21 protein-coding genes are annotated in these 22,102 nt (G+C 62.4%); 6 read left to right on the top strand and 15 right to left on the bottom strand.

The window, feature by feature from the left end; all coding sequences use genetic code 11:
* Position 1: 1 nt before the first annotated feature.
* From ACSSVC_RS26020 to ACSSVC_RS26010, 3 genes are all read right to left on the bottom strand, one after another.
* Positions 2–778, bottom strand: a complete 777-nt coding sequence (locus ACSSVC_RS26020) for a polysaccharide biosynthesis/export family protein (RefSeq protein ID WP_346632133.1) — start codon at positions 776–778, stop codon at positions 2–4.
* A gap of 68 nt (positions 779–846) precedes the next feature.
* Complete coding sequence (locus ACSSVC_RS26015; RefSeq protein ID WP_404937425.1) at positions 847–2,304, bottom strand: mannose-1-phosphate guanylyltransferase/mannose-6-phosphate isomerase; 1,458 nt, start codon at positions 2,302–2,304, stop codon at positions 847–849.
* Positions 2,305–3,738 carry an undecaprenyl-phosphate glucose phosphotransferase gene (locus ACSSVC_RS26010; RefSeq protein ID WP_404937424.1) on the bottom strand — a complete coding sequence of 478 codons (1,434 nt, stop codon included), beginning with the start codon at positions 3,736–3,738 and terminating at the stop codon, positions 2,305–2,307.
* 435 nt (positions 3,739–4,173) lie between these two features.
* Here ACSSVC_RS26010 and yegS point away from each other — a divergent pair, with 435 nt between their 5' ends.
* Positions 4,174–5,073, top strand: coding sequence for a lipid kinase YegS (gene yegS, locus ACSSVC_RS26005; protein WP_346632130.1), 900 nt, complete (start codon positions 4,174–4,176; stop codon positions 5,071–5,073).
* A 1-nt stretch (position 5,074) separates the two neighbouring features.
* Here the strand turns inward: yegS and ACSSVC_RS26000 are convergent, their stop codons facing one another.
* The 3 genes from ACSSVC_RS26000 to ACSSVC_RS25990 all read right to left on the bottom strand — a co-directional run bounded on the left by ACSSVC_RS26000 (position 5,075) and on the right by ACSSVC_RS25990 (position 7,597).
* Entirely contained in the window at positions 5,075–5,734 is a 660-nt protein-coding gene (locus tag ACSSVC_RS26000) for a response regulator (RefSeq protein WP_346632129.1), read from the bottom strand.
* Positions 5,731–6,624 carry a sensor histidine kinase gene (locus ACSSVC_RS25995; RefSeq protein WP_404940070.1) on the bottom strand — a complete coding sequence of 298 codons (894 nt, stop codon included), beginning with the start codon at positions 6,622–6,624 and terminating at the stop codon, positions 5,731–5,733. The genes ACSSVC_RS26000 and ACSSVC_RS25995 overlap by 4 nt, the downstream gene beginning before the upstream one ends.
* A gap of 535 nt (positions 6,625–7,159) precedes the next feature.
* Positions 7,160–7,597: a hypothetical protein gene (locus ACSSVC_RS25990; protein ID WP_346632128.1), complete on the bottom strand. Its 438-nt coding sequence runs from the start codon at positions 7,595–7,597 to the stop codon at positions 7,160–7,162.
* Positions 7,598–8,160: 563 nt separating this feature from the next.
* On the opposite strand from ACSSVC_RS25990, the gene ACSSVC_RS25985 reads away from it, so the two are divergent.
* The gene (locus ACSSVC_RS25985; protein ID WP_102860937.1) at positions 8,161–9,096 is read left to right on the top strand and encodes a chemotaxis protein CheV; all 936 of its coding nucleotides are present in this window, start codon (positions 8,161–8,163) and stop codon (positions 9,094–9,096) included.
* 93 nt (positions 9,097–9,189) lie between these two features.
* Entirely contained in the window at positions 9,190–9,993 is an 804-nt protein-coding gene (locus tag ACSSVC_RS25980; RefSeq protein WP_492611666.1) for an MOSC domain-containing protein, read from the top strand.
* Between the two features lie 80 nt (positions 9,994–10,073).
* On the opposite strand, the gene ppnP is transcribed toward ACSSVC_RS25980, so the two are convergent.
* The 8 genes from ppnP to ACSSVC_RS25940 all read right to left on the bottom strand — a co-directional run bounded on the left by ppnP (position 10,074) and on the right by ACSSVC_RS25940 (position 19,361).
* Positions 10,074–10,358, bottom strand: coding sequence for a pyrimidine/purine nucleoside phosphorylase (gene ppnP, locus ACSSVC_RS25975; protein WP_011062476.1), 285 nt, complete (start codon positions 10,356–10,358; stop codon positions 10,074–10,076).
* A gap of 74 nt (positions 10,359–10,432) precedes the next feature.
* On the bottom strand, positions 10,433–10,972 hold the full coding sequence (locus tag ACSSVC_RS25970; RefSeq protein WP_306399780.1) for a 3'-5' exonuclease: 540 nt from the start codon (positions 10,970–10,972) through the stop codon (positions 10,433–10,435).
* A 62-nt stretch (positions 10,973–11,034) separates the two neighbouring features.
* Entirely contained in the window at positions 11,035–13,020 is a 1,986-nt protein-coding gene (locus ACSSVC_RS25965) for an acetyl/propionyl/methylcrotonyl-CoA carboxylase subunit alpha (protein WP_492611665.1), read from the bottom strand.
* Between the two features lie 57 nt (positions 13,021–13,077).
* Complete coding sequence (locus ACSSVC_RS25960; RefSeq protein ID WP_492611664.1) at positions 13,078–13,875, bottom strand: enoyl-CoA hydratase/isomerase family protein; 798 nt, start codon at positions 13,873–13,875, stop codon at positions 13,078–13,080.
* Positions 13,872–15,029, bottom strand: a complete 1,158-nt coding sequence (gene atuD, locus ACSSVC_RS25955; protein ID WP_123727110.1) for a citronellyl-CoA dehydrogenase — start codon at positions 15,027–15,029, stop codon at positions 13,872–13,874. Before atuD ends, ACSSVC_RS25960 begins: the two co-directional genes overlap by 4 nt.
* A gap of 41 nt (positions 15,030–15,070) precedes the next feature.
* Positions 15,071–16,687 (bottom strand): geranyl-CoA carboxylase subunit beta, encoded by a 1,617-nt coding sequence (gene atuC, locus ACSSVC_RS25950; protein WP_492611663.1) that lies wholly within the window; start codon positions 16,685–16,687, stop codon positions 15,071–15,073.
* Positions 16,688–16,690: 3 nt separating this feature from the next.
* On the bottom strand, positions 16,691–17,560 hold the full coding sequence (locus ACSSVC_RS25945; protein ID WP_346632122.1) for an SDR family oxidoreductase: 870 nt from the start codon (positions 17,558–17,560) through the stop codon (positions 16,691–16,693).
* Between the two features lie 10 nt (positions 17,561–17,570).
* Positions 17,571–19,361, bottom strand: a complete 1,791-nt coding sequence (locus ACSSVC_RS25940; protein ID WP_492611662.1) for an acyclic terpene utilization AtuA family protein — start codon at positions 19,359–19,361, stop codon at positions 17,571–17,573.
* A 178-nt stretch (positions 19,362–19,539) separates the two neighbouring features.
* Between ACSSVC_RS25940 and ACSSVC_RS25935 the strand changes: the two genes are divergently transcribed.
* The 3 genes from ACSSVC_RS25935 to ACSSVC_RS25925 all read left to right on the top strand — a co-directional run bounded on the left by ACSSVC_RS25935 (position 19,540) and on the right by ACSSVC_RS25925 (position 21,503).
* Positions 19,540–20,163: a TetR/AcrR family transcriptional regulator gene (locus tag ACSSVC_RS25935; RefSeq protein ID WP_346632120.1), complete on the top strand. Its 624-nt coding sequence runs from the start codon at positions 19,540–19,542 to the stop codon at positions 20,161–20,163.
* A 96-nt stretch (positions 20,164–20,259) separates the two neighbouring features.
* Complete coding sequence (locus ACSSVC_RS25930; RefSeq protein WP_346632119.1) at positions 20,260–21,054, top strand: substrate-binding periplasmic protein; 795 nt, start codon at positions 20,260–20,262, stop codon at positions 21,052–21,054.
* A gap of 95 nt (positions 21,055–21,149) precedes the next feature.
* Positions 21,150–21,503: a hypothetical protein gene (locus ACSSVC_RS25925; RefSeq protein ID WP_404937418.1), complete on the top strand. Its 354-nt coding sequence runs from the start codon at positions 21,150–21,152 to the stop codon at positions 21,501–21,503.
* 40 nt (positions 21,504–21,543) lie between these two features.
* Here ACSSVC_RS25925 and ACSSVC_RS25920 read toward each other — a convergent pair whose 3' ends face one another.
* The gene (locus tag ACSSVC_RS25920; protein ID WP_011062465.1) at positions 21,544–22,092 is read right to left on the bottom strand and encodes an RNA polymerase factor sigma-70; all 549 of its coding nucleotides are present in this window, start codon (positions 22,090–22,092) and stop codon (positions 21,544–21,546) included.
* Positions 22,093–22,102: the final 10 nt, after the last annotated feature.

Raw genomic sequence — 22,102 nt, 5'->3', positions numbered from 1 at the left:
ATCAGTTGGCCGACTGGCGATTGATTTCGTAACTCGCCCCGATACCGATCGACTTGGTGAACGGAATCAACTGGTTGAGGTACACATCCACCCATTCAATGCCGTTGCCTACGCTGGACTTGGGCACGAAGACCACGTCGCCGCGTTGCAGCAGTACCGGCGCGGCTCCGGCGTTGCCGGCGATCATGAATTTTCGGTAGTCGAAAAAGTAGGTCTTGTAGCGGCCGTCCTCGCCCTCGCGCAGCAGCGCGATGTTGCGGCTGTCGCCCACCGACAGCAGGCCGCCAGCGCCCACAATCGCCTGTTCCAGGGTGGTGGTCACGGTCACCGGCAGGGACGCCGGATTGCGCACCGAGCCGCCGACGAACACCGTGTTGCCCGGCGCCTGGTTGATGTTCACCGTCAGGGCCGAGTCCTGGTAGATGTTCTTCAGCTTGTTTTCCAGGACCTGGGTCAGCTGTTGCGGGGTCAGCCCCGCAGCTTTTATCTGCCCGGCGTAGGGATAGGCAAAGGTGCCGTCGTTGAGCACGGTGAACAGGGTCAGTTCGTAGATCGAGTTGGCGGTGAAGGCCGAGATCGACGGCGCCTCGCCGGTGTTGCGGACGATGCGCAGGGTGTCTCCCGGGCGAATCCGCTGGGGCGGCAGCGGCTGGCCGGCCAGGGCATCGCCGGCGCGGTGTGCAGCCTGCAGATCCTGACTGGGAGGCAATTCCACCTTCGCGGGTATGGAGCAGGCACAGAGCATGAAAATACTGGAAATCAGCAGCAGTCTCTTCATTGAGCGATCTTCCTGGCGTGCATAGTCACAACTCCCTGTCGGGCCAGATTCACGGGTCAAGCGCTGTTTCAGGTTTTGCCGGGTTCGGCGGGGGCGCGTCCATAAATGTCGTTGAAGCGCACGATGTCGTCTTCACCGAGGTACTCCCCGCTCTGCACTTCGATCATCACCAGATCAATCACTCCGGGATTGACCAGCCGATGGGTGCGACCGGGCTTGATGAAGGTCGACTCGTTGGTGTTGAGCAGGAACTCATCCTCGCCATTGGTCACCCGGGCCATGCCGCTGACCACTATCCAGTGCTCGCTGCGATGGTGGTGCATCTGCAGGGACAGGGAGGCTTCGGGCTTGACCATGATGCGTTTGATCTTGAAGCGTGGTCCCTCCTCGAGCACGGTGTAGGTGCCCCAGGGCCGGGTCACGGTGCGGTGCAGTTTGTAGGCGTCATGGCCCAGGCGCTTGAGTTCCTGGGCGATCAGCTTGACGTCCTGGCTGCGGTTGCCATCGGCCACCAGCAGTGCATCCGGGGTGTCGATGATGATCAGGTTGTTCAGGCCGACCCCGCCCACCAGACGCTTGCGCGAATCGATGTAGCAGTTGCTGACATCGTGCAGCACGGTCTCGCCGTTGCACTGATTGCCGTGTTCGTCCGCCGGGGTCAGTTCTCGCACCGCCTGCCATGAGCCGATGTCGCTCCAGCCCAGCTGGCAAGGCACCACCGCCACTTTCTTCGAGCGCTCCATCACCGCGTAGTCGATGGAGATGTCGGGGGCCAGGGCGAAGCTTTCGCCGTCCAGTTCCACTTGCAGTTCGTGCTTGCCTTCCTTGCGATGGCTCAGCTCCAGGCAGTGCTCGACGGCGCTGACCACCTCCGGGACAAATTCCCGCAGCTCCTGGAGGATCACGTCGGTGCGCATGCAGAACATCCCGCCGTTCCACAGGTGCAGGCCGCCATCGACGTAACGCTGGGCCGTCGCGGCATCGGGCTTTTCGACGAAGCGACTGACCTGGAAGCTCTCGCTGTTCAGGCCCTGGCCTTTCTCGATGTAGCCGAAGCCGGTTTCAGCATGGGTCGGCACTATGCCGAAGGTCACCAGCCAACCTTGTTCGGCCAGTTGTCGGGCGCTGTCCACCGCCGCGGCAAAGGCCTGGACGTCCTTGATCAGGTGGTCGGCGGGCAGCACCAGCAGCTGCGCATCATCGCCGTACAGGCGGCTGACATGCAGGGCCGCTGCGGCAATGGCCGGCGCAGTGTTGCGCCCGAAGGGTTCGAGGATGAAATCCAGATCGACTCGGGTTTTGTTCAGCAGGCGGTAATCATCCAGGGTGCGAAAGAACACTTCGCGGTTGGTTACCGTCAGCAGGCGGCCGACGTCCTTGAGCGCCGTGGCGCGCACGAAGGTCTTCTGCAGCAGGCTCTCGCCGTCCGGTAGGCGCATGAAGGGTTTGGGCATCGCCTCGCGGGATACCGGCCACAGGCGTGTGCCGGCGCCGCCAGCAATGATGCAGGGAATGAGTGTGCTCATTCAGAAGGCCTCACGGGTCATGATGACGGACGGAATAGTGCGGAACAGGATGTACAGGTCAAACCAGACTGACCAGTTTTCGATGTATTCCAGGTCGAATTCGACACGTTTTTCGATCTTTTCCAGGGTGTCGGTTTCGCCGCGGTAACCATTGATCTGCGCCAGCCCGGTGATGCCCGGCTTCACCCTGTGGCGGGAGGTGTATTCCTTGACCGCCTCTTCGAAGAGGATGCCGGCAGCCTTGGTTGCCGTAGCGTGGGGCCGCGGGCCAACCATGGACATGCTGCCGGCGAACACATTGAACAGTTGGGGCAGCTCGTCGAGGCTGGTCTTGCGGATGACTCGTCCGACCCGGGTGATGCGCGGGTCGCCACGGGTGGTCTGTTTCTCGGCGTTGGCGTCGCTCAAATGCTGGTGCATCGAGCGGAACTTGTAGACCTCGATCAGCCGGTTGTTGTAGCCGTAGCGCTTCTGCTTGAACAGCACCGGGCCCTTGGAGTCCAGCTTGATCGCCAGGGCCACCAACAACATCACAGGAGACAGCAGCACCAGGGCCAGAGTGGACAGCAGCATGTCTTCCAGGCGCTTGAAGACGGGTGACCAGCCTCGCAGAGGTACTTCGGAAGCGTTGAACATCGGCAGGTTGGCGACTTCAGTGATGCGGTTGTGGGCATGTCGGAAGGCCACCATGTCGGGCACCAGCAGCACGTTCACCGGCAGTCGGCGCAGCTCGCGGATGACATAGGCCATGCGGTTTTCCGCCGACCAGGGCAGGGCCACCAGGACCTGGGTGACCTTTTCCTCGCGGATCAAGCGCTCCAGGTCGCTGGAGTTGCCCAGCAGCGGCAGATTGCACAGGGTCTTGGGCAGACGGCCGATGCGGTCATCGATGAAGCCGATGACGCCCGAGCGGATGTCCTGGTGCTGGGCCAGGTATTCCGCCAGGCGCTGGCCGTTTTCCGTGGCGCCGAGAATCACCGCGTTCTGCAGGAATACCCCCCGTAGCATCAGTTGCTGGAACAGGGTCAGGAGAACCAGGCGCTCGATTCCGAACAACACAAAGCTGCCGATGAACCAGGCGAGCAATTGGGGGCTATTGATGGCCTTGAACATCTGCATCGAGTGATGCATGAACAGCAGCACACAAAACGAAGAGGCCCAGGCAAACAGGGTGAGTTGGAAGCGCAGTCGGTTGCTGAAAATCGACTCGGCGTAGACTCCCAGGGCCTGGAAGATCAGGACACTGATGACGCCGAAGAACAGCAGGATGGTCAGGTCGCTTTTCAGTACGGTGAGGTCCGTGTTCGACAGCAGGAGCAGCAACAGTCCCGGAATGATCGCGGTTGCGCCATGGACCACGCGTATGCCGAACAGGAAGTACTCGACCATGCTGGGACGAGTCAATAACAGGCTGTCTACAGGTTGCAACCGCATAAGATCAATTCCCTCGATCCAAGGCAAACCGGTTGACTGGAAGGACCGTCAGGAAGTTCGAAACTATTTCTTGCTTCCCGTTGTGCTTCCCGACACCGAAAAAACCACACCGACTCATCCATGGTCGTGGCAGGTGTTCATTGGCGCAGGCAGGGTTTTCGGCGTACTCGGGTGGGCCTCTGGGCACCGGTAAGCGCGATGGCCTGCACTTCATCATCTAAACGACCTGGCTGAGTAAAGCTCATGAAACAGCGGCTGGCTAATCGAAAGCAGGCTAGCGATGGAAGATTTCCCTCGTTGTCAGGCTAACCTCGGTCATGAGCGGGAGGCACGAACCAGACTGGCTTAGGCAAAAAAATAATCAATGGAACAGACTTTTTTCGCTGTGCCCAAGGTCAACATCCTTCAAGGAACCCATAACCGGAGTCATGGCTGATGAGTGAGCGCAAGGCACTGTTGATACTGCACGGCAAACAAGCTCTCAACGATGAGGTGCGCGCTGCGGTCGAGGCCAAGCGCGCTGCCGGTTGGGAAGTTGCGGTGCGCCTGACCTGGGAGGCGGGAGATGCCCAGCGGCTGGTGAACGAGGCGCTGGACGCGGGGCATACCCGGCTGATTGCCGGAGGCGGCGACGGTACGTTGCGGGACATTGCCGAAGCTCTGGCCAATGCCTCGGCCCCGGCCAGTCTGGTGCTGCTGCCATTGGGCACGGCCAATGACTTTGCCCGGGCTGCGGGTGTTCCCCTTGACCCGGCAGCGGCCCTGGACCTGCTGGAAGTCCCGGCCCGGGCGGTCGACCTGGGGGAGGTTGGCGGGCAGATTTTCCTCAATATGGCCACCGGCGGCTTTGGTAGCCAGGTCACCGCCAACACCTCTGAGGACTTGAAGAAAGTCCTTGGCGGTGCCGCTTATCTGTTCACCGGGCTGTCGCGCTTTGCCGAGTTGAGTGCGGCCTATGGCGAGTTGCAGGGGCCGGATTTCCATTGGCGTGGTGAGTTGCTGGCTCTGGGCATCGGCAATGGCCGGCAGGCGGGGGGCGGGCATGAGCTTTGCCCGGGAGCTCTGGCCGACGACGGCTTGCTGGATATCAGCATTCTGCCGGCGCCTCAGGAACTGGTAGGTACCCTGAAGAACCTGCTGGCCGGTGGCTTGGGGATCGACAATATGTTTGTCCGCGCGCGCCTGCCCTGGGTCGAGATCAAGGCCTCAAGAGGCCTGGACATCAATCTCGACGGCGAGCCGCTGCAGGGCGACACCTTGCGTTTCACTGCTCGCCCTGCGGCTTTGCAGGTGCATTTGCCCGCAGATTCGCCTTTGCTCGGCGGCGCTCGCTGAGTCAGTCGTCGAGGCTGATGATGCGCTCGCGCACGGCGAACAGCACCAGCCCGGCGACGTCGAAGATCTGCAGGCGCTTCATGATCTGTGAGCGGTGGGTTTCCACGGTCTTGATGCTCAAACCCAGGCCCAGGGCGATCTCCCGGGTGGATTTTCCGCGCACGATCAGCCGCAGGATTTCCAGCTGGCGAGCCGTCAGGTTGTGGTTTTCCACAGGCTGGGGCTGGTGCTTCTGGGCCCGGGTCAGCGCCTGGTTGATCACTGTGTGAGCAATGGCCGGGCTCAGGTAGCGCTCGTTGTTGCGCAGCGCTTGCAGGGCATGTTCGAGTTCGGTGGCGGTGGTGTCCTTGAGCAAATAGCCGTGGGCGCCGGATTCCAGGGCCTGCATGATCAGGGTGGGATCGGTGTGCATCGACAGGATCAGGACTTTGCTCTGGGGCCGCATCGCCTTGAGCCGGCGCAGGGCGTCGAGACCGCCAATGCGTTTCATCGACAGGTCCAGCAGGACGATGTCCGGATGCAGTTTCTCGACCATCTCCAGCAGGTGTGCGCCATCATCGGCTTCACCGATCACCGCGTATCCGGGAATGTCCATGACCAGGGCACGCACGCCAGCCCTGATAAGCGAGTGGTCATCCACCAAGAGTAAATTACAGGTCAATGTGAAACCTTATTCGTGCTGGCCCGCTCCAGGGTGCGAGGGGCCCAGGGAAAGAGTGCTTCGATCTGGGTGCCTTGGTCGACCTCGCTGGTGACCTGCAACAGGCCGCCCAACTGGCTGATTCGTTCCTGCATCCCGGCCATGCCGCGCTGGCCCAGGGCGCCGGGATCGCTGGCCGGGGCGAACCCCTGGCCATCGTCGCTGATGAACAGCGAAAGGCCTTCCGGCAGTCGCTGCACCCGTACCAGCAGGTTTTTCGCCTGGGCGTGGCGCAGCATGTTGGTGACCGCCTCCTGAGTGATGCGGAACGCTGCGACGGCCATTTCCTCCGGGATTCCCGACAGGCGCTGGCGGCATTCCAGGCTCCAGTGCACCGAGGTGTTTTCCAGGGTCTTGAGCAGGTGGGCGCGCAGGCTGGCTTCCAGTCCCAGGCTGGCCAACTGCCGGGGATTGAGGATCGCGGACACGTCACGCACCTTGGCCAGGGTCTCTTCCAGGGTGGTGCCCAGTAACGCGCAGGATGCCTGCAGGTCATCCGGCAGGCGCCGCTTGAGCCAGTCGGTCTGCAGTTTTGCCGCTGTCAGCAACTGGCCGATGTCATCGTGCAGTTCACGGCTGAGGCGGTGCCGCTCATTCTCCTTGACCTCAAGCAGGCGTTCGGCGAGTTCCTGGGGCTGGAAGCGAATGGACTTTCGCGAATAGCCGTATTGCATCCAGATACAGGTCAGAGCCGCGACATTGAGCAACAGCAAGATCAGCGGCAGGGGCCGGCCCAGGCAATAGATCAGCACATTGCCCAGGGTCGAGCAGGAACACAGCAACAGGCTGAGCCAGCGCAGATGATCTCGGGAGAGGGGCCAAGAGAAGAGTGACTTGAGGCTGGCGTACATAGCGGATGGAGCCAATGAATGTTCGCTGCGAGAGCCCGGTCAGGGGTGGATGACGGGGCTTGTTTGAGAAACGGTGCTATTTGAATACCCGGTTTCAATCAACCTTGTCTGTTTGTCTTGTACAAGCCGAGTAGTGACTGCCGACATTGGAATCAAAGTGCCATTAACTGTGTCCGTTTATGGGCGACATAATACCACCGAAGATACCGTTGGTCGCGTTTATACGCACAGGTATATATGTCTTGAAAGTCAGGAATATGGGCCTGCGGAACGTCTGTTCCATGTCCTCCATAGGCCTTGGAGAGGCCGAGGATATTGGGGGTTGCGGACGGTTTTGCGGGCACGTATATGGGGCCGAACAGTAAGTCCCGGGGCTGGCTCTAATTGAAGTTATTGAATCGATGATGTCGCTCTTGGGTATGAAATACTCAATAACGACCAGATATTTGACCCGAAACCTGAAGTCTTACTGATGTTTCGGGCTGGCTATCGTAACTACGGGTTTTATCTGCCATCCAGCGGCACAAGTGCAACTTCAATGGGTGCAGGATGGATAAGCGCAGGTGCAGTTTTGCGCCACTTGATCGGTCAGTTCATCGATCAGCAGGACCTGTTCGCTGTCATCCAGATTGAGTTGGCCGTTGTGCGGGTCGATCAGTTCCAGTTGCCAGGCCATCAGGGTCAGGCAGCTTTTCAAGGCGTCGAGGATTGGGTCGTTAAGGTCCAGCGGATGTGCTGTGGGTTTCAGCACGCCATGAATATGCACGGCGAATTCGGCCAGCGGGCTGATGGAATGGCGAGCCGCTGTCTGGGCCAGACACAGCAGGCTGGCGAGCAGGCAATTGATCGCCTCTTCGTCATTCCTGATCAAGTGCAGATGGCTCAGGCAATCTTCCGATTTAGCCAGCAGGGCCTGGGCTTCAAGCAGGAACTCAGGCAGGGGGGGAGCGCACTTGCGGCCGTCCTTTAGCATGCTTATCTCCATGACTTCGAGTCCGATGACGGGATAGGGCGTTGGCTGAACGGTTTTAAGGTAGGGCGCGTTTTTTGCGTTTGTATATAAGATAAATCTGAATATTTTTCAGGGCTCGCAAGGGGCCGTAAGAGCCGATGTTCATCGCTTGCGCAAGCAGCCCGAATACCGGCCACAGCAATGCGGCGCAGGTGCGCTGGGGCTTGATGGGTGTGGGTGCTTGGGCTTGAAAGGGTACTGGGCCACCTTTCTGCGATCACAAACAAAAGCCTGACTCCGTTCATGCAATGAGAATGGCGTCACATTAATGGCTATTGGATATTGCGAATATCAGGATGGTCCTGATTGTTGCTAGGGGAAACCCTTAGGCGCGGGAACTTCACGTCGCGAACAAGGTCGCGTCGTCGGAGAGTCGTGCTGCTGAATTGACCGCCTCAGTAAAGCATGATGTTAATGTGACATCAATGGCTTTCGTGTGGCAATTTGCATGCGAGTCAAGATACGGCGAATCCCGCCGATATCAGTCTTTAGTGAATTCATCAGAACAAGCCCAGGAGTCATTAATGGCCGGCATTCTCGACACGGTAGATCAACGCACGCAACTGGTGGGTGAGAATCGCCTGGAAATCCTCATGTTCCGTCTGGCCGGTCGGCAGTTGTTCGCGATCAACGTCTTCAAGGTCCAGGAAGTCCTGCAACTGCCCAAGCTGACCCTGATGCCGCAGCGCCATCCATTCGTTTGCGGTGTGGTCAACCTGCGTGGCCAGACCCTGCCGGTCATCGACCTGTCCCAGGCCATCGGCATGCGCCCGCTGGTCCCGGGGCCCAACAGCACCATTATCGTCACCGAGTACAACCGTTCGGTTCAGGCGTTCCTGGTGGGCGGCGTGGACCGCATCGTCAACATGAACTGGGAAGCCATCATGCCGCCGCCTACCAGTGCCGGACGCCAGCACTACCTGACGGCCATCAGCAAGGTTGACGAGCAGCTGGTGGAAATCATCGACGTCGAGAAAGTCCTGGCGGAAATCGTGCCCTACAACGCCAAGGTTTCCCGGGACAAGCTGGAAGATCCCGTGCTGGAGCGTGCTCGCGGCCGCGAAGTGCTGCTGGTGGACGACTCCAATGTGGCGCTCTCGCAACTGCGCGATACCCTCGGCCAGCTCGGTGTGAAGATGCACATCGCCAGCGATGGCCTCAAGGCTCTGAACATGCTCAAGGCCTGGGCCGATACCGGGGTCGACATGACCGACAAGCTGTTGATGGTGTTCACCGATGCGGAAATGCCGGAGATGGACGGCTATCGCCTGACTACCGAGATCCGCAACGACCCGCGACTGCGTGGGCTCTATGTGGTGCTGCATACATCCTTGTCCGGCAGCTTCAACGAATCCATGGTGAAGAAAGTCGGTTGCGACAACTTCCTCTCCAAGTTTCAACCGGACAAACTGGTGGACGTGGTCCGTCAGCGTTTGATGCTGGATGAAGTCAGCGTCTGATTCGGGGGATGTCCGGCCGCTTTTCCCTTGCGTCTTTGTTTCGTCGAAGCGCTGGTATAGGGTGAGCTTTTTTGCCCACACAGGGAGCTGGACATGCGTCTTAGCGCGCTTTATCGATACCCGTTGAAATCCGCCAGGGGCGAAACCCTGCAACAGATCGGCCTGGACAAGCTCGGTCTGGAGGGGGATCGCCGCTGGATGCTGGTGGATGAGGCCAGCGGGCGCTTCCTCACCCAGCGTGCCGTGGGGCGCATGAGTCAGCTCTCGGCGCTGTGCAATGACCAGGGTGGCCTGACCCTCAGCGCTCCCGGGTTTTCCACCCTTGATGTGCCCCTGCCGGTGGCCGATGCCGCACTGCGCGGCGTCACCATCTGGCACGACAGCCTGCGGGTGCCCGATGCCGGGGACGAGGCGGGCGCCTGGGTCAGTGAGTTCATTGGCAAGCCTACCCGCTTGGTGCAGGTGCCCGCGGAACGGGCGCGGAGCACCGCTGCCGGTTACGGCAGGGACGACGATCAAGTGGCGTTTGCCGATGGTTTTCCGCTGTTGTTGATTGGTCAGGCGTCCCTGGAGGACCTGTCGGGTCGGGTGGGTCGGCCTCTGGAGATGCTGCGTTTTCGACCCAATCTGGTGATCGAAGGCAGCGAGGCCTTTGCCGAGGACCAGTGGCGGCGCATACGGATTGGCGATGTCGAGTTTCGTGTGGTCAAGCCGTGTTCGCGCTGCATCCTGACCACCATTGATCCACAGACTGGTGAACGCAGCGCCGACCGCGAACCCCTGGCCACCTTGCAGAAGTATCGCGCCCAGGCTGACGGCGCGATGTTCGGACAGAACCTGGTCAACGACGGCAATGGTCGATTGCAGCTGGGGATGCCCGTGACCGTCCTCGAATAGCGTTTCTTGGCTCCATGAAAAAAGCCCGTCTCTTTAGGAGACGGGCTTTTTTTGTCAGCGCGATAGCCGTGGCAGGTGAATCAACCGCGGTATTCGCACAGGTAGGCGGTGTCCACGGCGACTTTCAGCTGGAACTTGCTGTTGGCCGGTACGTTGAACTGGCTGCCGGCAGGAAAGGTTTCCCAATCGGCGCTGTCGGGCAGGCGCACGGTCAGGGCGCCGGACACCACGTGCATGATTTCCCGTTGCGCTGTACCGAACTCGTATTCGCCCGGGGCCATGACGCCAATGGTGGCTGGACCTTCGGCCGTGCCGAAGGCAATCGACTTGACGGTGCCGTCGAAGTACTCGTTGACTTTAAACATGGGCGATTCCTCAAGAAAGGGTCAAAAAGGTCGGCCAGTATGCACAAGGCCTCAAAGGCCGTCACCTGCCGCCATCATGGAAGAATCAGCGGCAATAAGCGTGCTGTATTACGTGCATCTTCCAGGGCTCGATGCTGTTGGCCGTTGAACTGCATGCCGGCCAGTTGCAAGGCAGCATTCAGGCCCAGGGGGCGCTCCAGACGCCGGGCTTTGGCAAAGCGCTGCTTGAGGTTCATGTGCGGGACGTCATTCAACAGGCTGTGCAGTTGCTGGTTATGCCACTCCAGTTGCAGTTGCTTGCGGTCGTAGTCGCCCCAGCTGGCCCAACCCTCCAGGCGCGACTGATGCTGGCCGAGCCAGCGTTCGAACAGGGTCCAGACTTCGCTCAACGGTGCGGCGCTGTCGATATTGGCCTGAGTGATATGGGTCAGCTCGCGACAGAACGGCGTCAGCCGCGGACGTCGCAAGGGACGGACGAAACGCTGGAAATGGTCCTGTTCCCGACCCTGGCGATTGACCAGGGTGGCTCCGATTTCGATGATTTCCATCTCGCTTACCGGCCAGCCCCCTTCATCCGTCGTGGCTTCCAGATCTATTACCAGCCAGTGGGGCATCGCAAATTCCAGCCTTCAAACTCCTGATGAGGCTTGAGCGTAGCCAAAGCTGACGCATCCGCCTAGTGCTCCATTTCCGAGGCGGGACCGGCTTGCTCCACCTCCAGCAGAATCTGCCGGTTCTTCACCTGGTCCCCGAGGTTGACCTGGACCCGGGTGATCACTCCGTCGATCCCGGCCTTGAGCGGGTGTTCCATCTTCATTGCCTCCAGCACCAGCAGCAGTTGGCCCTTGCTGACACTCATGCCTTCACTGACCAGCACGTCGACTATGGCCCCGTCCATGGGCGCCTTGAGGGTGCCGGAATCGGCGCCCAGTTGACCCTGTACCGGCGCATGGGTGCGGTCCTGCAGATGCAGGCTGCCCTGGCGGCTGCTCAGCCAGAGTTCGCCGTCGTGCAGTTGATAGGCGTAGTGCCGGCGAATGCCCGCGACCTCCAGTGTGGCCCGGCGGCCATCGGCGGCCATGACCTTGATTGTCCACACCTCATCCCCCTGCTGTACGTGCAACAGGCCCGATGCCGAGGGGCTCAGTTCCAACGACCATTGACTGTCATCCAGACCGATGCGGTAGCCCAGGGGCACACTGGCATTGTTGCGCCAGGCACTCAGGTTTGAGCGGTGTGCGCTGGCGCTGTGGTGGTAGAAGAGCGCAGCGGCGATGGCCAGTTCCTCGTGGCTGGGTTGCTGCGGTTGCAGGCTCGGGTCCTCGGCAAAGTGTTCGGCGATGAACCCGGTGCTGAACCGACCACTGGCAAATACCGGGTGCCTGAGCAAGCCGGCCAGCAGCCGACGGTTGCTCTCAAGCCCCAGCAGCACACAGTCCTCGACCCCGCGCAACAGCTTGCGCCGGGCTTCCTCGCGGGTGGCGCCGTGGGCGATCAGCTTGCCCAGCATCGGGTCGTAGAAGGGACTGACCCATTGGCCTTCCTGCAAGCCGTGGTCGATGCGTATCCCCGGCGCCGGCTCCCAGCGCAGAACCTGGCCGGTCTGGGGCAGGAAGTTCTGCGCCGGGTCCTCGGCGTACAGGCGCACTTCAATGGCATGGCCGTTGAGCTGTACTTGCTCCTGGGTCAGGGGCAGCGGCTCGCCGGCAGCGACTTGCAACTGCAGGGCCACCAGATCCAGGCCGGTGACCAGTTCGGTGACCGGATGCTCCACCTGCAGGCGGGTGTTCATTTCCAGGAAGTAGAACTGACCGCGGGCGTCCAGCAGGAACTCCACGGTGCCGGCGCCGACATAGTTCACCGCGTGTCCGGCCTTGAGCGCCGCCTCGCCCATGGCCCGACGCAGTTCCTCGGTCATTACCGGGCAGGGGGCCTCTTCGATGACCTTCTGATGGCGGCGCTGAATCGAGCAGTCCCGTTCACCCAAATAGATCAAATGACCGTGCTGGTCGCCGAAGACCTGCATTTCCACGTGCCGGGGCTCGATCAGCGCCTGCTCCAGAATCAGCTCGTCGCTGCCGAAGGCATGCAGGGCTTCCGAGCGAGCGGTACGGATCTGTTCCAGCAGTTGCTCGTGACGCTGCACCAGGCGCATGCCGCGTCCGCCGCCCCCGGCGCTGGCCTTGATCATCAGCGGATAGCCGATGCGCTCGGCCTCGCGCTGTAAAGTGGCGTCGTCCTGCTCCTCGCCCTGGTAACCCTGGATACAAGGCACGCCGGCTTCGAGCATGGCGATCTTCGAGCGGCGCTTGCTGCCCATCAGTTCGATGGCGGCGGCACTGGGGCCAATGAAGGTGATGCCCGCGGCTGCACAGGCCGCGGCGAACTCGGGGTTTTCCGAGAGGAAGCCGTAGCCAGGGTGGATGGCGTCGGCACCGCTGCGTCGGGCGGCGTCGAGGATTGCGCCGCTGTTGAGGTAGGACTGCTGCACCGGGGACGGGCCGATGTGGATGGCTTCGTCGGCCATGTGCACATGCAGGGCATCGGCGTCGGCGTCGCTGTACACGGCCACGGTGCGGTAGCCCAGGGCCTGGGCGGTGCGCTGGATGCGGCAGGCGATTTCACCACGGTTGGCGATCAGGATCTTGCTGAAGGTGGGCATACAGGCTCCCGGGAATCGGTGGGGGGCGTTCGCCGGCAAGCCGGCTCCTGAAAGGGCTCAGCTGGCCCAGGTCGGTTTGCGTTTCTGCACAAAGGCCAGGGTGCCTTCGAGGCCTTCCGCTCCGGTGACGGCCTGGGCGAAGTCTTCGGCGGCCTGATCCAGCAGCGGCCCCAGAGGCTGGTCGACGCTGGCCAGGAGCAGGGCCTTGGTCGCAGCGTTGGCCCCGGGGGCGCAGCGCAGGACTTGCGACAGCTGCTGTTCAAGGCGTTCTTCCAAGGACCGGGGATCAGCCTCGACAAAGTGCACCAGGCCCAGGCGCACGGCCTCGGCCCCGTCGAAGCGGGCGGCGGTCAGGGTCAGGCGTCGGGCCTGGGTCAGGCCGATGCGCCGCACCACGAAGGGGGCGATCTGCGCCGGCAGCAGACCGAGGCCGGTTTCCGGCATGCCGAACTGCGCACTGTGTTCGGCGATGGCGATATCGCTGACACACGCCAGGCCGAAGCCGCCGCCCAGCACCGCGCCCTGCAGCACGCAGACCAGCACCTGGGGTGTCTGCTGGGCTTCTTCGAGCAGCGCACCGAAGGCCCGGTTCAGTTCACGGTAGGCAGCGCTGCCTCGGGTGCGGGCGCCGGCCATGTCCTTGAGGTCGCCGCCGGCACAGAAGTGGCCAGCGGCACCCCGCAGGACCAGGGCGCGGATGCTCCGGCGCTCTCGCACGGCGGCGAGCACGGTACGCAGTTCCGCCACCATCTGCAGGCTCATGGCGTTGCGGCTCTCGGGGCGGTTGAGGGTGATGAACAGCACACCATTGCGCGGTTCCAGCAGCAGGGTCTGGCAGGCCGGGAGCGGGCTCATTTCTTTTTCCCCGGCAGGATGCCCATGAGTTTGCAGATGATCCCCAGCATGATCTCGTCGGCGCCGCCGCCAATGGAAACCAGGCGCACATCGCGATAGGCGCGGGCCACCGGGTTGTCCCACATGAAGCCCATGCCGCCCCAGTACTGCAGGCAGCTGTCGCTGACCTCGCGGCCCAGGCGCCCGGCCTTGAGTTTGGCCATGGAGGCCAGGCGAGTCACGTCCTGGCCGCGCACATACTGCTCGGTAGCCTGGTAGACCAGGGCCCGCAGGCACTCGATCTCGGTGGACAGTTCGGCCAGGCGGAAGTGGATCACCTGATTGTCGATCAGCGGGTTGCCAAAGGTGCGGCGCTCCTTGCAGTACTCGATGGTGCTGTCCACGCAGTACTCCAGGCCCTTGATCATGTTCGCCGCGCCGAACAGCCGTTCCTCCTGGAACTGCAGCATCTGCATCATGAAACCGGCGCCTTCATGACCGATACGATTGCGCTGGGGCACCCGCACGTTGTCGAAGAATACCTGGGCGGTTTCCGAGCTGCGCATGCCGAGCTTGTCCAGGTGCGAACTGAGGCTGATGCCCGGGGTGTTCATCGGCACCATGATCAGCGACTTGTTGACGTGGGGCTTGTCGTCCGAGGTATTGGCCAGCAGACAGATGAAGTCGGCGCTGGGGGAGTTGGTGATCCACATCTTGCTGCCGTTGATCACGTAGTCGTCGCCGTCCTTGCGGGCGTGGGTCTTGAGCCCGGCCACATCGGAACCGGCGCCGACTTCGGAGACGCCGATGCAGCCGACCTGCTCGCCCGTGATGGCCGGCCGCAGAAACTCGTCGCGCAGCTCATCGGAACCGAAGCGCGCCAGGGCCGGGGTGCACATGTCGGTCTGTACGCCGATGGACATGGGAATGCCGCCGCAATGGATGGTGCCGAACTCTTCGGCGGCGACGATGGAATAGCTGTAGTCCAGGCCCATGCCGCCGAACTTTTCCGGCTTGGAGATGCCCAGCAGCCCCAGTTCGCCGGCCTTGCGGAAAATCTCGTGGATGGGAAAGCGCCCGGCTTTCTCCCATTCCTCCACATGGGGGTTGATTTCGCGGTCGACAAAATGGCGCACCGTGCGCCGCAGCTCTTCGTGTTCCTGGGTGAAGATCATTGTTGTTCTCCTCAAGTGGGGTCAGACCGCGAAATGCCCTATCAAAACCGTGCCACACCGAAACTGTTGGGCTGCAAGACCCGGGCATCGGCCTCATGGCAGATGTCCAGCAGATAGCCCAGGAGCGTGCGGGTATCCCGGGGGTCGATCAGGCCGTCGTCCCACAGGTTGGCGCTGCCGTACAAGGCGGTGGACTGGCTGTCGAGCTTCTGCGCCGTGACCTGTTCCAGCATGTCGAGCATCTTCGGGTCCGCCTCCTGGCCGCTCTTCGCATGCTTGGCCTCGGTGACGATGCGCAGCACCTTGCCGGCCTGGGCGCCGCCCATCACCGCGGTACGGCTGTTGGGCCAGGCGAAGATGAAGCGCGGGTCCAGGCCTCGGCCACACATCGCATAGTTGCCGGCGCCATAGGAGCCGCCGACGACGATGGTCAGCTTCGGCACCCGGGCATTGGCCACCGCCTGGATCAGCTTGGCGCCGTGCTTGATCACCCCTTGCTGTTCCGACTCGGTACCCACCATGAAACCGGTGGTGTTGTGGAAAAACAGCAAGGGCGTGCGGCTCTGGTCGCAAAGCTGGATAAACTGCGCGGCCTTGCTCGCGCCCTGGGGCGTGATCGGGCCGTTGTTGCCGATAAAGCCGCAGGGCCGGCCTTGGATCTGCAGGTGGCCACACAGGGTCTGGGCATCGAACTCGCCCTTGAACTCCAGGAACTGTGAGCCGTCCGCCAGGCGGGCGATGATTTCCCGGGCGTCATAGGGTTTTTTCGGATCGTCGGGAATCAGGCCGAGCAGTTCGTCGATGGGGTACAGCGGCTCGTTCCAGGTTCTGGCCGGTTGTACCGGCAGTTGGGCGTTCCAGGGCAACAGGCTGACGATCTCGCGGACGATGCGGATGCCGTCGGCGTCGTTCTCCGCCAGGTACTCGGCAGTGCCGGCGACCTGGGCGTGCATCTCGGCCCCGCCCAGTTGTTCATCGGTGGCCACTTCACCGGTGGCGGCCTTGAGCAGTGGCGGCCCGGCGAGAAACAGCTTGGCCTTGCCGCGCACCACCACCACGTAATCCGAGAGCCCGGGCTGATAGGCGCCGCCGGCGGTGGCCGAACCGTGGACCACGGTGATCTGTGGCAGGCCCATGGCCGACATCCGCGCCTGATTGGCGAAGCTGCGCGCACCTTCGACGAAGATCTCTGCCGCGTAGTTAAGGTTGGCGCCACCGCTTTCCGCCAGGGTCACCACTGGCAGTTTGTTCTCCATGGCGATCTGTTGCAGGCGCAGGGACTTCTTCAGGCCGCTGGGGGAAATGGTCCCGCCCTTGATCGCACTGTTATTGGCCACCACCAGCATGCGCACCCCGCACACATAACCGATGCCGGCGATCAGGCCGCCGCCGGCCTGGCTGCCGTCCTTGTCGTCGTGCAGCTTGTAGCCGGCGAGGCTGGCCAGTTCAAGAAAGGGCGCTCCGGGGTCCAGCAGCAAGTTGAGGCGGTCCCGGGGCAGCAACTGGCCGCGCTTGTCGAACTTGGCCTTGGCCTCGGCCGCCTTGTTCAGCAGGTTCTGCTGCAGCGTCTGCAACTGTTGCAGGCCTGTCAGCATCGCCTCGCGGTTCTGGGCGAACTGCGGGCTGTGGGGATCGAGCTGGGATAGGATCACCGGCATGGCTCAGTCCTCGCCTTTGAGCACATCGGGCAGGTAGGCCCGATGAAAACCGTTGTACGACTCACTGTTGCGCGCCTTGGCCAACGGCCAGGCGCGGCTGCCGAGGCTGGCGGCGCCGTCGATGCGCAGGGTGCTGCCACTGACAAAGGCCGCGCCGGGGCTGAGCAGAAACACGATGGCCGCGCTGACTTCCGATTCCGTGCCAATGCGTTTGAGCGGCACGTGCTCGCGCAGGGTGGGAATGACGGCCTTGAACGCGCCTTCGTAAGTGTCCATGCCACTGGAGGCGATCCAGCCCGGGGCCACGGCGTTGACCCGGACGCCGGCATGGCCCCATTCGTAGGCGGCGGTCTTGGTGAAGTTGTCCATACCCGAGCGCGCCGCGCCGGAGTGGCCCATGCCGGGCATGCCGCCCCACATGTCGGCGAGCATATTGACGATGCTGCCGCCGTGGCGGCTCATAGACTGGTTGAACACTTCCCGGGCCATCAGGAAACCGCCCACCAGATTGGTGCGCAGCACGGTTTCGAAACCTTTCTGGTTGATCGAAGCCAGGGGCGCCGGATATTGGCCGCCGGCATTGTTCACCAGGCCATGGATCGGCCCGTAGCGCTCGATCAACTGCCCCACCAGGGTCTTGACTGCTTCCTCGTCGCGAATGTCACAGGCTTGCCAATGAGCCTGGCCGCCGTCCTCGGCAATCTCCCCGGCAACCTTCTGCAGTTTCTCCGCCTTGCGCCCCACCAGCAGCACCTGGGCGCCCAGTGCCGCCAGCTCATGGGCCGTGCAACGGCCGATGCCGCTGCCGCCGCCGGTGACGATGATGGTCTGGCCGGCGAACAATTGCGCTTTGAAAATCGAGTCGTACACCACGGCAGCTCCTTTAGTTGACGGCGTCGGCGATGCGCTGGGGCACCGGGATCTGGATTTCCAGCAACTGCTGGGCGAAGGCCTTGCCTTGTGGGTCGATGCGCAGGCTGGCGACACCGCCGCCGCCCAGGGCGTTTTCCAGCAGGAAGTTGAGGCCATGGATACCCGGCAGGTACCAGCGCTGTACACGGCCGTGGACCGGGTCCAGCACATGCCCCATCCAGTCCACCAGCACTTCGGGGGTCAGGGCTTCAGCGATCCACGGCAGGTAGTCGGGGTGACGCGCCAGCACGCCGATGTTGCTGTGGTTGCCCTTGTCGCCCGAGCGTGCCACCGCCAGCTTGACCAGGGGCACGCTGGCGTCGGGACGGCCTTGGGGTTTGGGCAGTGAATGCGGGGCGGGCAGGGCGCTGGCGTCCAGGCGGTCGACTTCGGGCAGGGTGCAGGGATGACGCTGGCCGGCGAGGTCGATTTCCAGGTGGCAGGCGTCCTTGTCCAGCAGGAAAGAAAACAGCCGGATCACCGGATACACCGTGGGGCGTCCGCCGACGATGCCGGTCAGCCCTGGAGCCATGCCGGTGGCAGCCTGGGCAATCTCCCGGGAGAACAGCACCAGCGCCGCCTTGTGCGGATGGCGCACCGCCAGCTTGATCACCACTTCGCGGCTGTCCTGGCGCCGGCCATGGGCGCCGTAAGTGGCCTCGCTGCCCAACAGCTCGATGTTGACTTCGCTGTAGTCTGGCCAGCCGCGCTGGCTGAACATTTCGCGGGTCTTGTCGATGATCGCCTGGCTGACCCGGCGCGCCTTGGCCACCGCGTCGATCCCGGCCATCAGGCAACTGGCGGTGCAACGGAAACCGTCCGGGTAGGTGGCGCTGACCTTGTACTGGTGGCTCGGGGGCAGGCCCTTGGCGCCCTGGACCCGGACTTCATTCGGTGCCGACTGCTGCACCTGCACCTGGGAGAAATCGCACACCACATCGGGAAGCAGATATGCCCGTGGATTGCCGATTTCGTACAGCAACTGCTCACCGACCGTCAGCGGACTGATGAGCCCACCGGTGCCCGGGGCCTTGCTGACCACGAACCCGCCGTCGGCGTCGACCTCGACAATGGGAAAACCGATGTGTTCGTAGTCCGGCACGTCGCGCCAATCGGTGAAGTTACCGCCGCTGCACTGGGCGCCACACTCGATGATGTGCCCGGCGAGGGCCGCCTGGGCCAGGCGGTCGTAGTCCCGCCAGGACCAGGCGAACTCGTGGACCAGAGCGCCACTGACCACCGCGCTGTCGACACCGCGACCGGTGATCACGATATCCGCCCCCAGGCCCAGGGCCTCGACGATGCCCGGGGCACCCAGGTAGGCATTGGTGGAGACGCACATCGGTGGTAAGGGGGCGTCGCTGAACATTTCCTTGATCCGGGCGCCGGCCAGTTGCTTGAACTGCGGTTGCAGGTCGTCCCCCAGCAGCACGGCGATCTTCAGCGGCACCCCGGCCTGTTCGCAGGCGGTGCGCAAGGCCCTGGCGCAGGCGTGGGGATTGACCCCGCCGGCATTGCTGATCACGCGGATCTGCTGTTCATGGATCGACGCCAGCAGCGGCTTGAGCACCTCGACGAAATCCGTGGCGTAACCTGAGTCCGGGTCTTTCATGCGGGCCCCGGCCATGATCGACAGGGTGATCTCCGCCAGGTAATCGAACACCAGGTAATCCAGGCGTCCACCTTCCACCAGTTGCGCGGCGGCGCTGCTGGTGTCGCCCCAGAAGGCGCTGGCGCAGCCGATTCGTACGGTCTTGGTCATGGCAGGGCTCTCGAAAAAAGAACTGCGAGGAGGCTACCAAGCAAGCGCTTGGTTTGTAAATGGGCGAATGGATTCTTCGACCCAAGCGCTTGCTTGGTGGCAGTAGGGGGCTTAAATTGCGCGCGCTACAGCCGGTTTCGGGCTGAGCTATTGACGAAGTGACGGTAGGAGAACACCGGTGGACGAGCAAAAAGCCTTGCAGGTAGTGCGCGAGCTGATCGCCAGCGGACAAGTGACCGATCCCGAGAGCGCCCGGGGCAAGCTGTTGCAGACCGCCGCGCACCTGTTTCGCAACAAGGGCTACGAGCGCACCACGGTGCGGGATCTGGCCGGCGCGGTGGGTATTCAATCCGGCAGCATCTTCCACCACTTCAAGAGCAAGGACGACATCCTGCGCGCCGTCATGCAGGAAACCATCCACTACAACACTGCCTTGATGCGCGCCGAACTGGCCGAGGCCGGCAGCGTGCGCGAGCGAGTGTTGGCGCTGATCCGCTGCGAACTGCAATCGATCATGGGCGGCAGCGGCGAAGCCATGGCGGTGCTGGTCTATGAGTGGCGCTCGCTGTCTCCGCAAGGCCAGGCCGCGGTCCTGGCATTGCGGGACATCTACGAACAGATCTGGCTGCAGGTGCTGGGCGAGGCCAAGGACGCCGGATTCATCAAGGGCGATGTGTTCATCACCCGGCGCTTCCTCACGGGGGCGTTGTCCTGGACCACCACCTGGTTCCGCGCCCAGGGCAGCATGACTTTGGAGCAATTGGCCCAGGAAGCCTTGCTGTTGGTGCTCAAGGATCATTGAGGCGCTGATTTATTCTCTGCCGCGAGATTGTCGAAGCGCCCGAAAACGCCTAGCTTTACGGCATTCCCTTTCTTTTATCCGAGGTGTGTTGCCTTGATGTCCTTGCCGCTGCGGTCAGCCTTGCGAATGCTCTTGCTGGCGCTGGCAACACTTTGGGTCTGTCCGGCCTCCTCGGCGCAGCTGGTGCGGGTCGCGGCGGCGCATTTTCCGCCCTATACCGTCCGTCCTGAAACCGGTGCCGATACCGGTGTGCTGCCGCAGTTGGTGGAAGTCCTCAACCAGTCCCAGGACGACTACCAGTTCGTTCTGGTACCCACCTCGATTCCCCGGCGCTTCCGAGATTTCGAACAAGGTCGGGTGGACCTGGCGATCTTCGAGAATCCGGCCTGGGGCTGGCAGAACATTGCTCATACCAGTGTCGACATGGGCCTGGAAGATGCGGAGATTTTTGTTGCCCAGCGCGAGCCCGGCCGCGGCCAGGAGTATTTTGCCGACCTCAAGGGCAAGCGCCTGGCCCTGTTCAGCGGTTATCACTACGCCTTTGCCCAGTTCAATGCCGACCCCAAGTACCTGGCCGATACCTACAACGCCACGCTCACCTATTCCCATGACAGCAACCTGCTGATGGTGCTGCGGGGCAGGGCGGACATCGCCCTGGTGACCCGTTCCTACCTCAGCGACTTCCTGGCGCGCAATGCCCAGAGCAACGGCCAGTTGCTGGTGTCCCAGCGCATCGATCAGGTCTACCACCACTACACCCTGATCCGGCCCAAGGCGCCCATCAGCGCCGAAGACTTTGCCGGGCTCCTGCAAAAACTCCGGGACAACGGCCAGATGCGCAAAATCTTCGATCCCTACCGCATCGTCGTGATGCCCGTGCCCCACGCCTGAGGTCCGGGTTTTCCCGGTTCTGCGGGGAGCGCGCCTAAATTTCTCCTGACGGCCCACGTCACTTGGTTGAATGCCCATTGACGGTGAGCCTTGCCATGTCCCTTGTGAATCCGCTGAGTGTCGAGGCTGTATCCGCAGGCAGAGCGCCGGTGATCGACGAGGTTGCCGGCCGGCAGCGGCTGTTCGAGTGGATCTGTACCCGGGGGCCGACGCCCATCGACGCCCAGTCCGTAGAGGAGGCCCGGCAGGACCGGCTGGCATTCTGGTTGTCGGCGCAGGTGCATGCTTTGTACCTGGACCCGCCGGGCACGCAAGCGCCCCCGGCATTCGCCCACACCCCCATCTGTGCCGGGCATAACCGTTGTCGGTACTGCCAGCAGGAATTCGATCTGTTGCACAAACGTGCGGCATTGCTGGTGCTTGGCCAGAGTGGCCTGCTTGAGGTGTGAACACGGCTCAAGCCAGGGGATGCAGGGTGCCGGTCGCAGGTCAGCGGCGGGCGAAGGTATCGGGTCGGTTGCCCGAGACTTTGCGGCAATGCACCAGGGCATCGCGAATCATGAAGTTCACCAGGGTCGGCGAGACCCCCAGCTCCTTGGCGATGTCCTTTTGCGGGACGCCGTGCAGGCGATACATCTCGAAGGCGTAGCGCGTGCGGCTGGGCAGCTCGGTCAGGGCTTCGGCGATGTTTTCCAGGGTGGAAAAGTTCATGTGGGAGGTTTCAGGTGAAGCGCCATGAATGACCACATTCAAGCCTTCCTCTTCAGTGCCTGAATACTTCTGCTCCAAGGCCTGCTTGCGGTAGTGATCGATGGCCAGGTTGCGCACGATCTGGAACAGGTAACTGAGCTGGGCCTTGAACGAGGAGGTGATTTGCGGCGCCGACTGCAGGCGGAAAAAGGCATCCTGGACCACATCTTCAGCCCGGGATCGGCAGCCGGTAATACGGGCTGCGATCTTGACCAGGATCAGACGGTTGTCGACAAAAGCCTGGAGTAACGGTGAATCGCACCTGCTTGTGGATACTTGTTCCGTCATGGAAATCACC

The organism is Pseudomonas sp. E1BtOHC1, from assembly GCF_058744285.1.
Note: the sequence above shows the minus strand (reverse complement) of the source record. Positions and strands in the feature narration are given on the sequence as shown.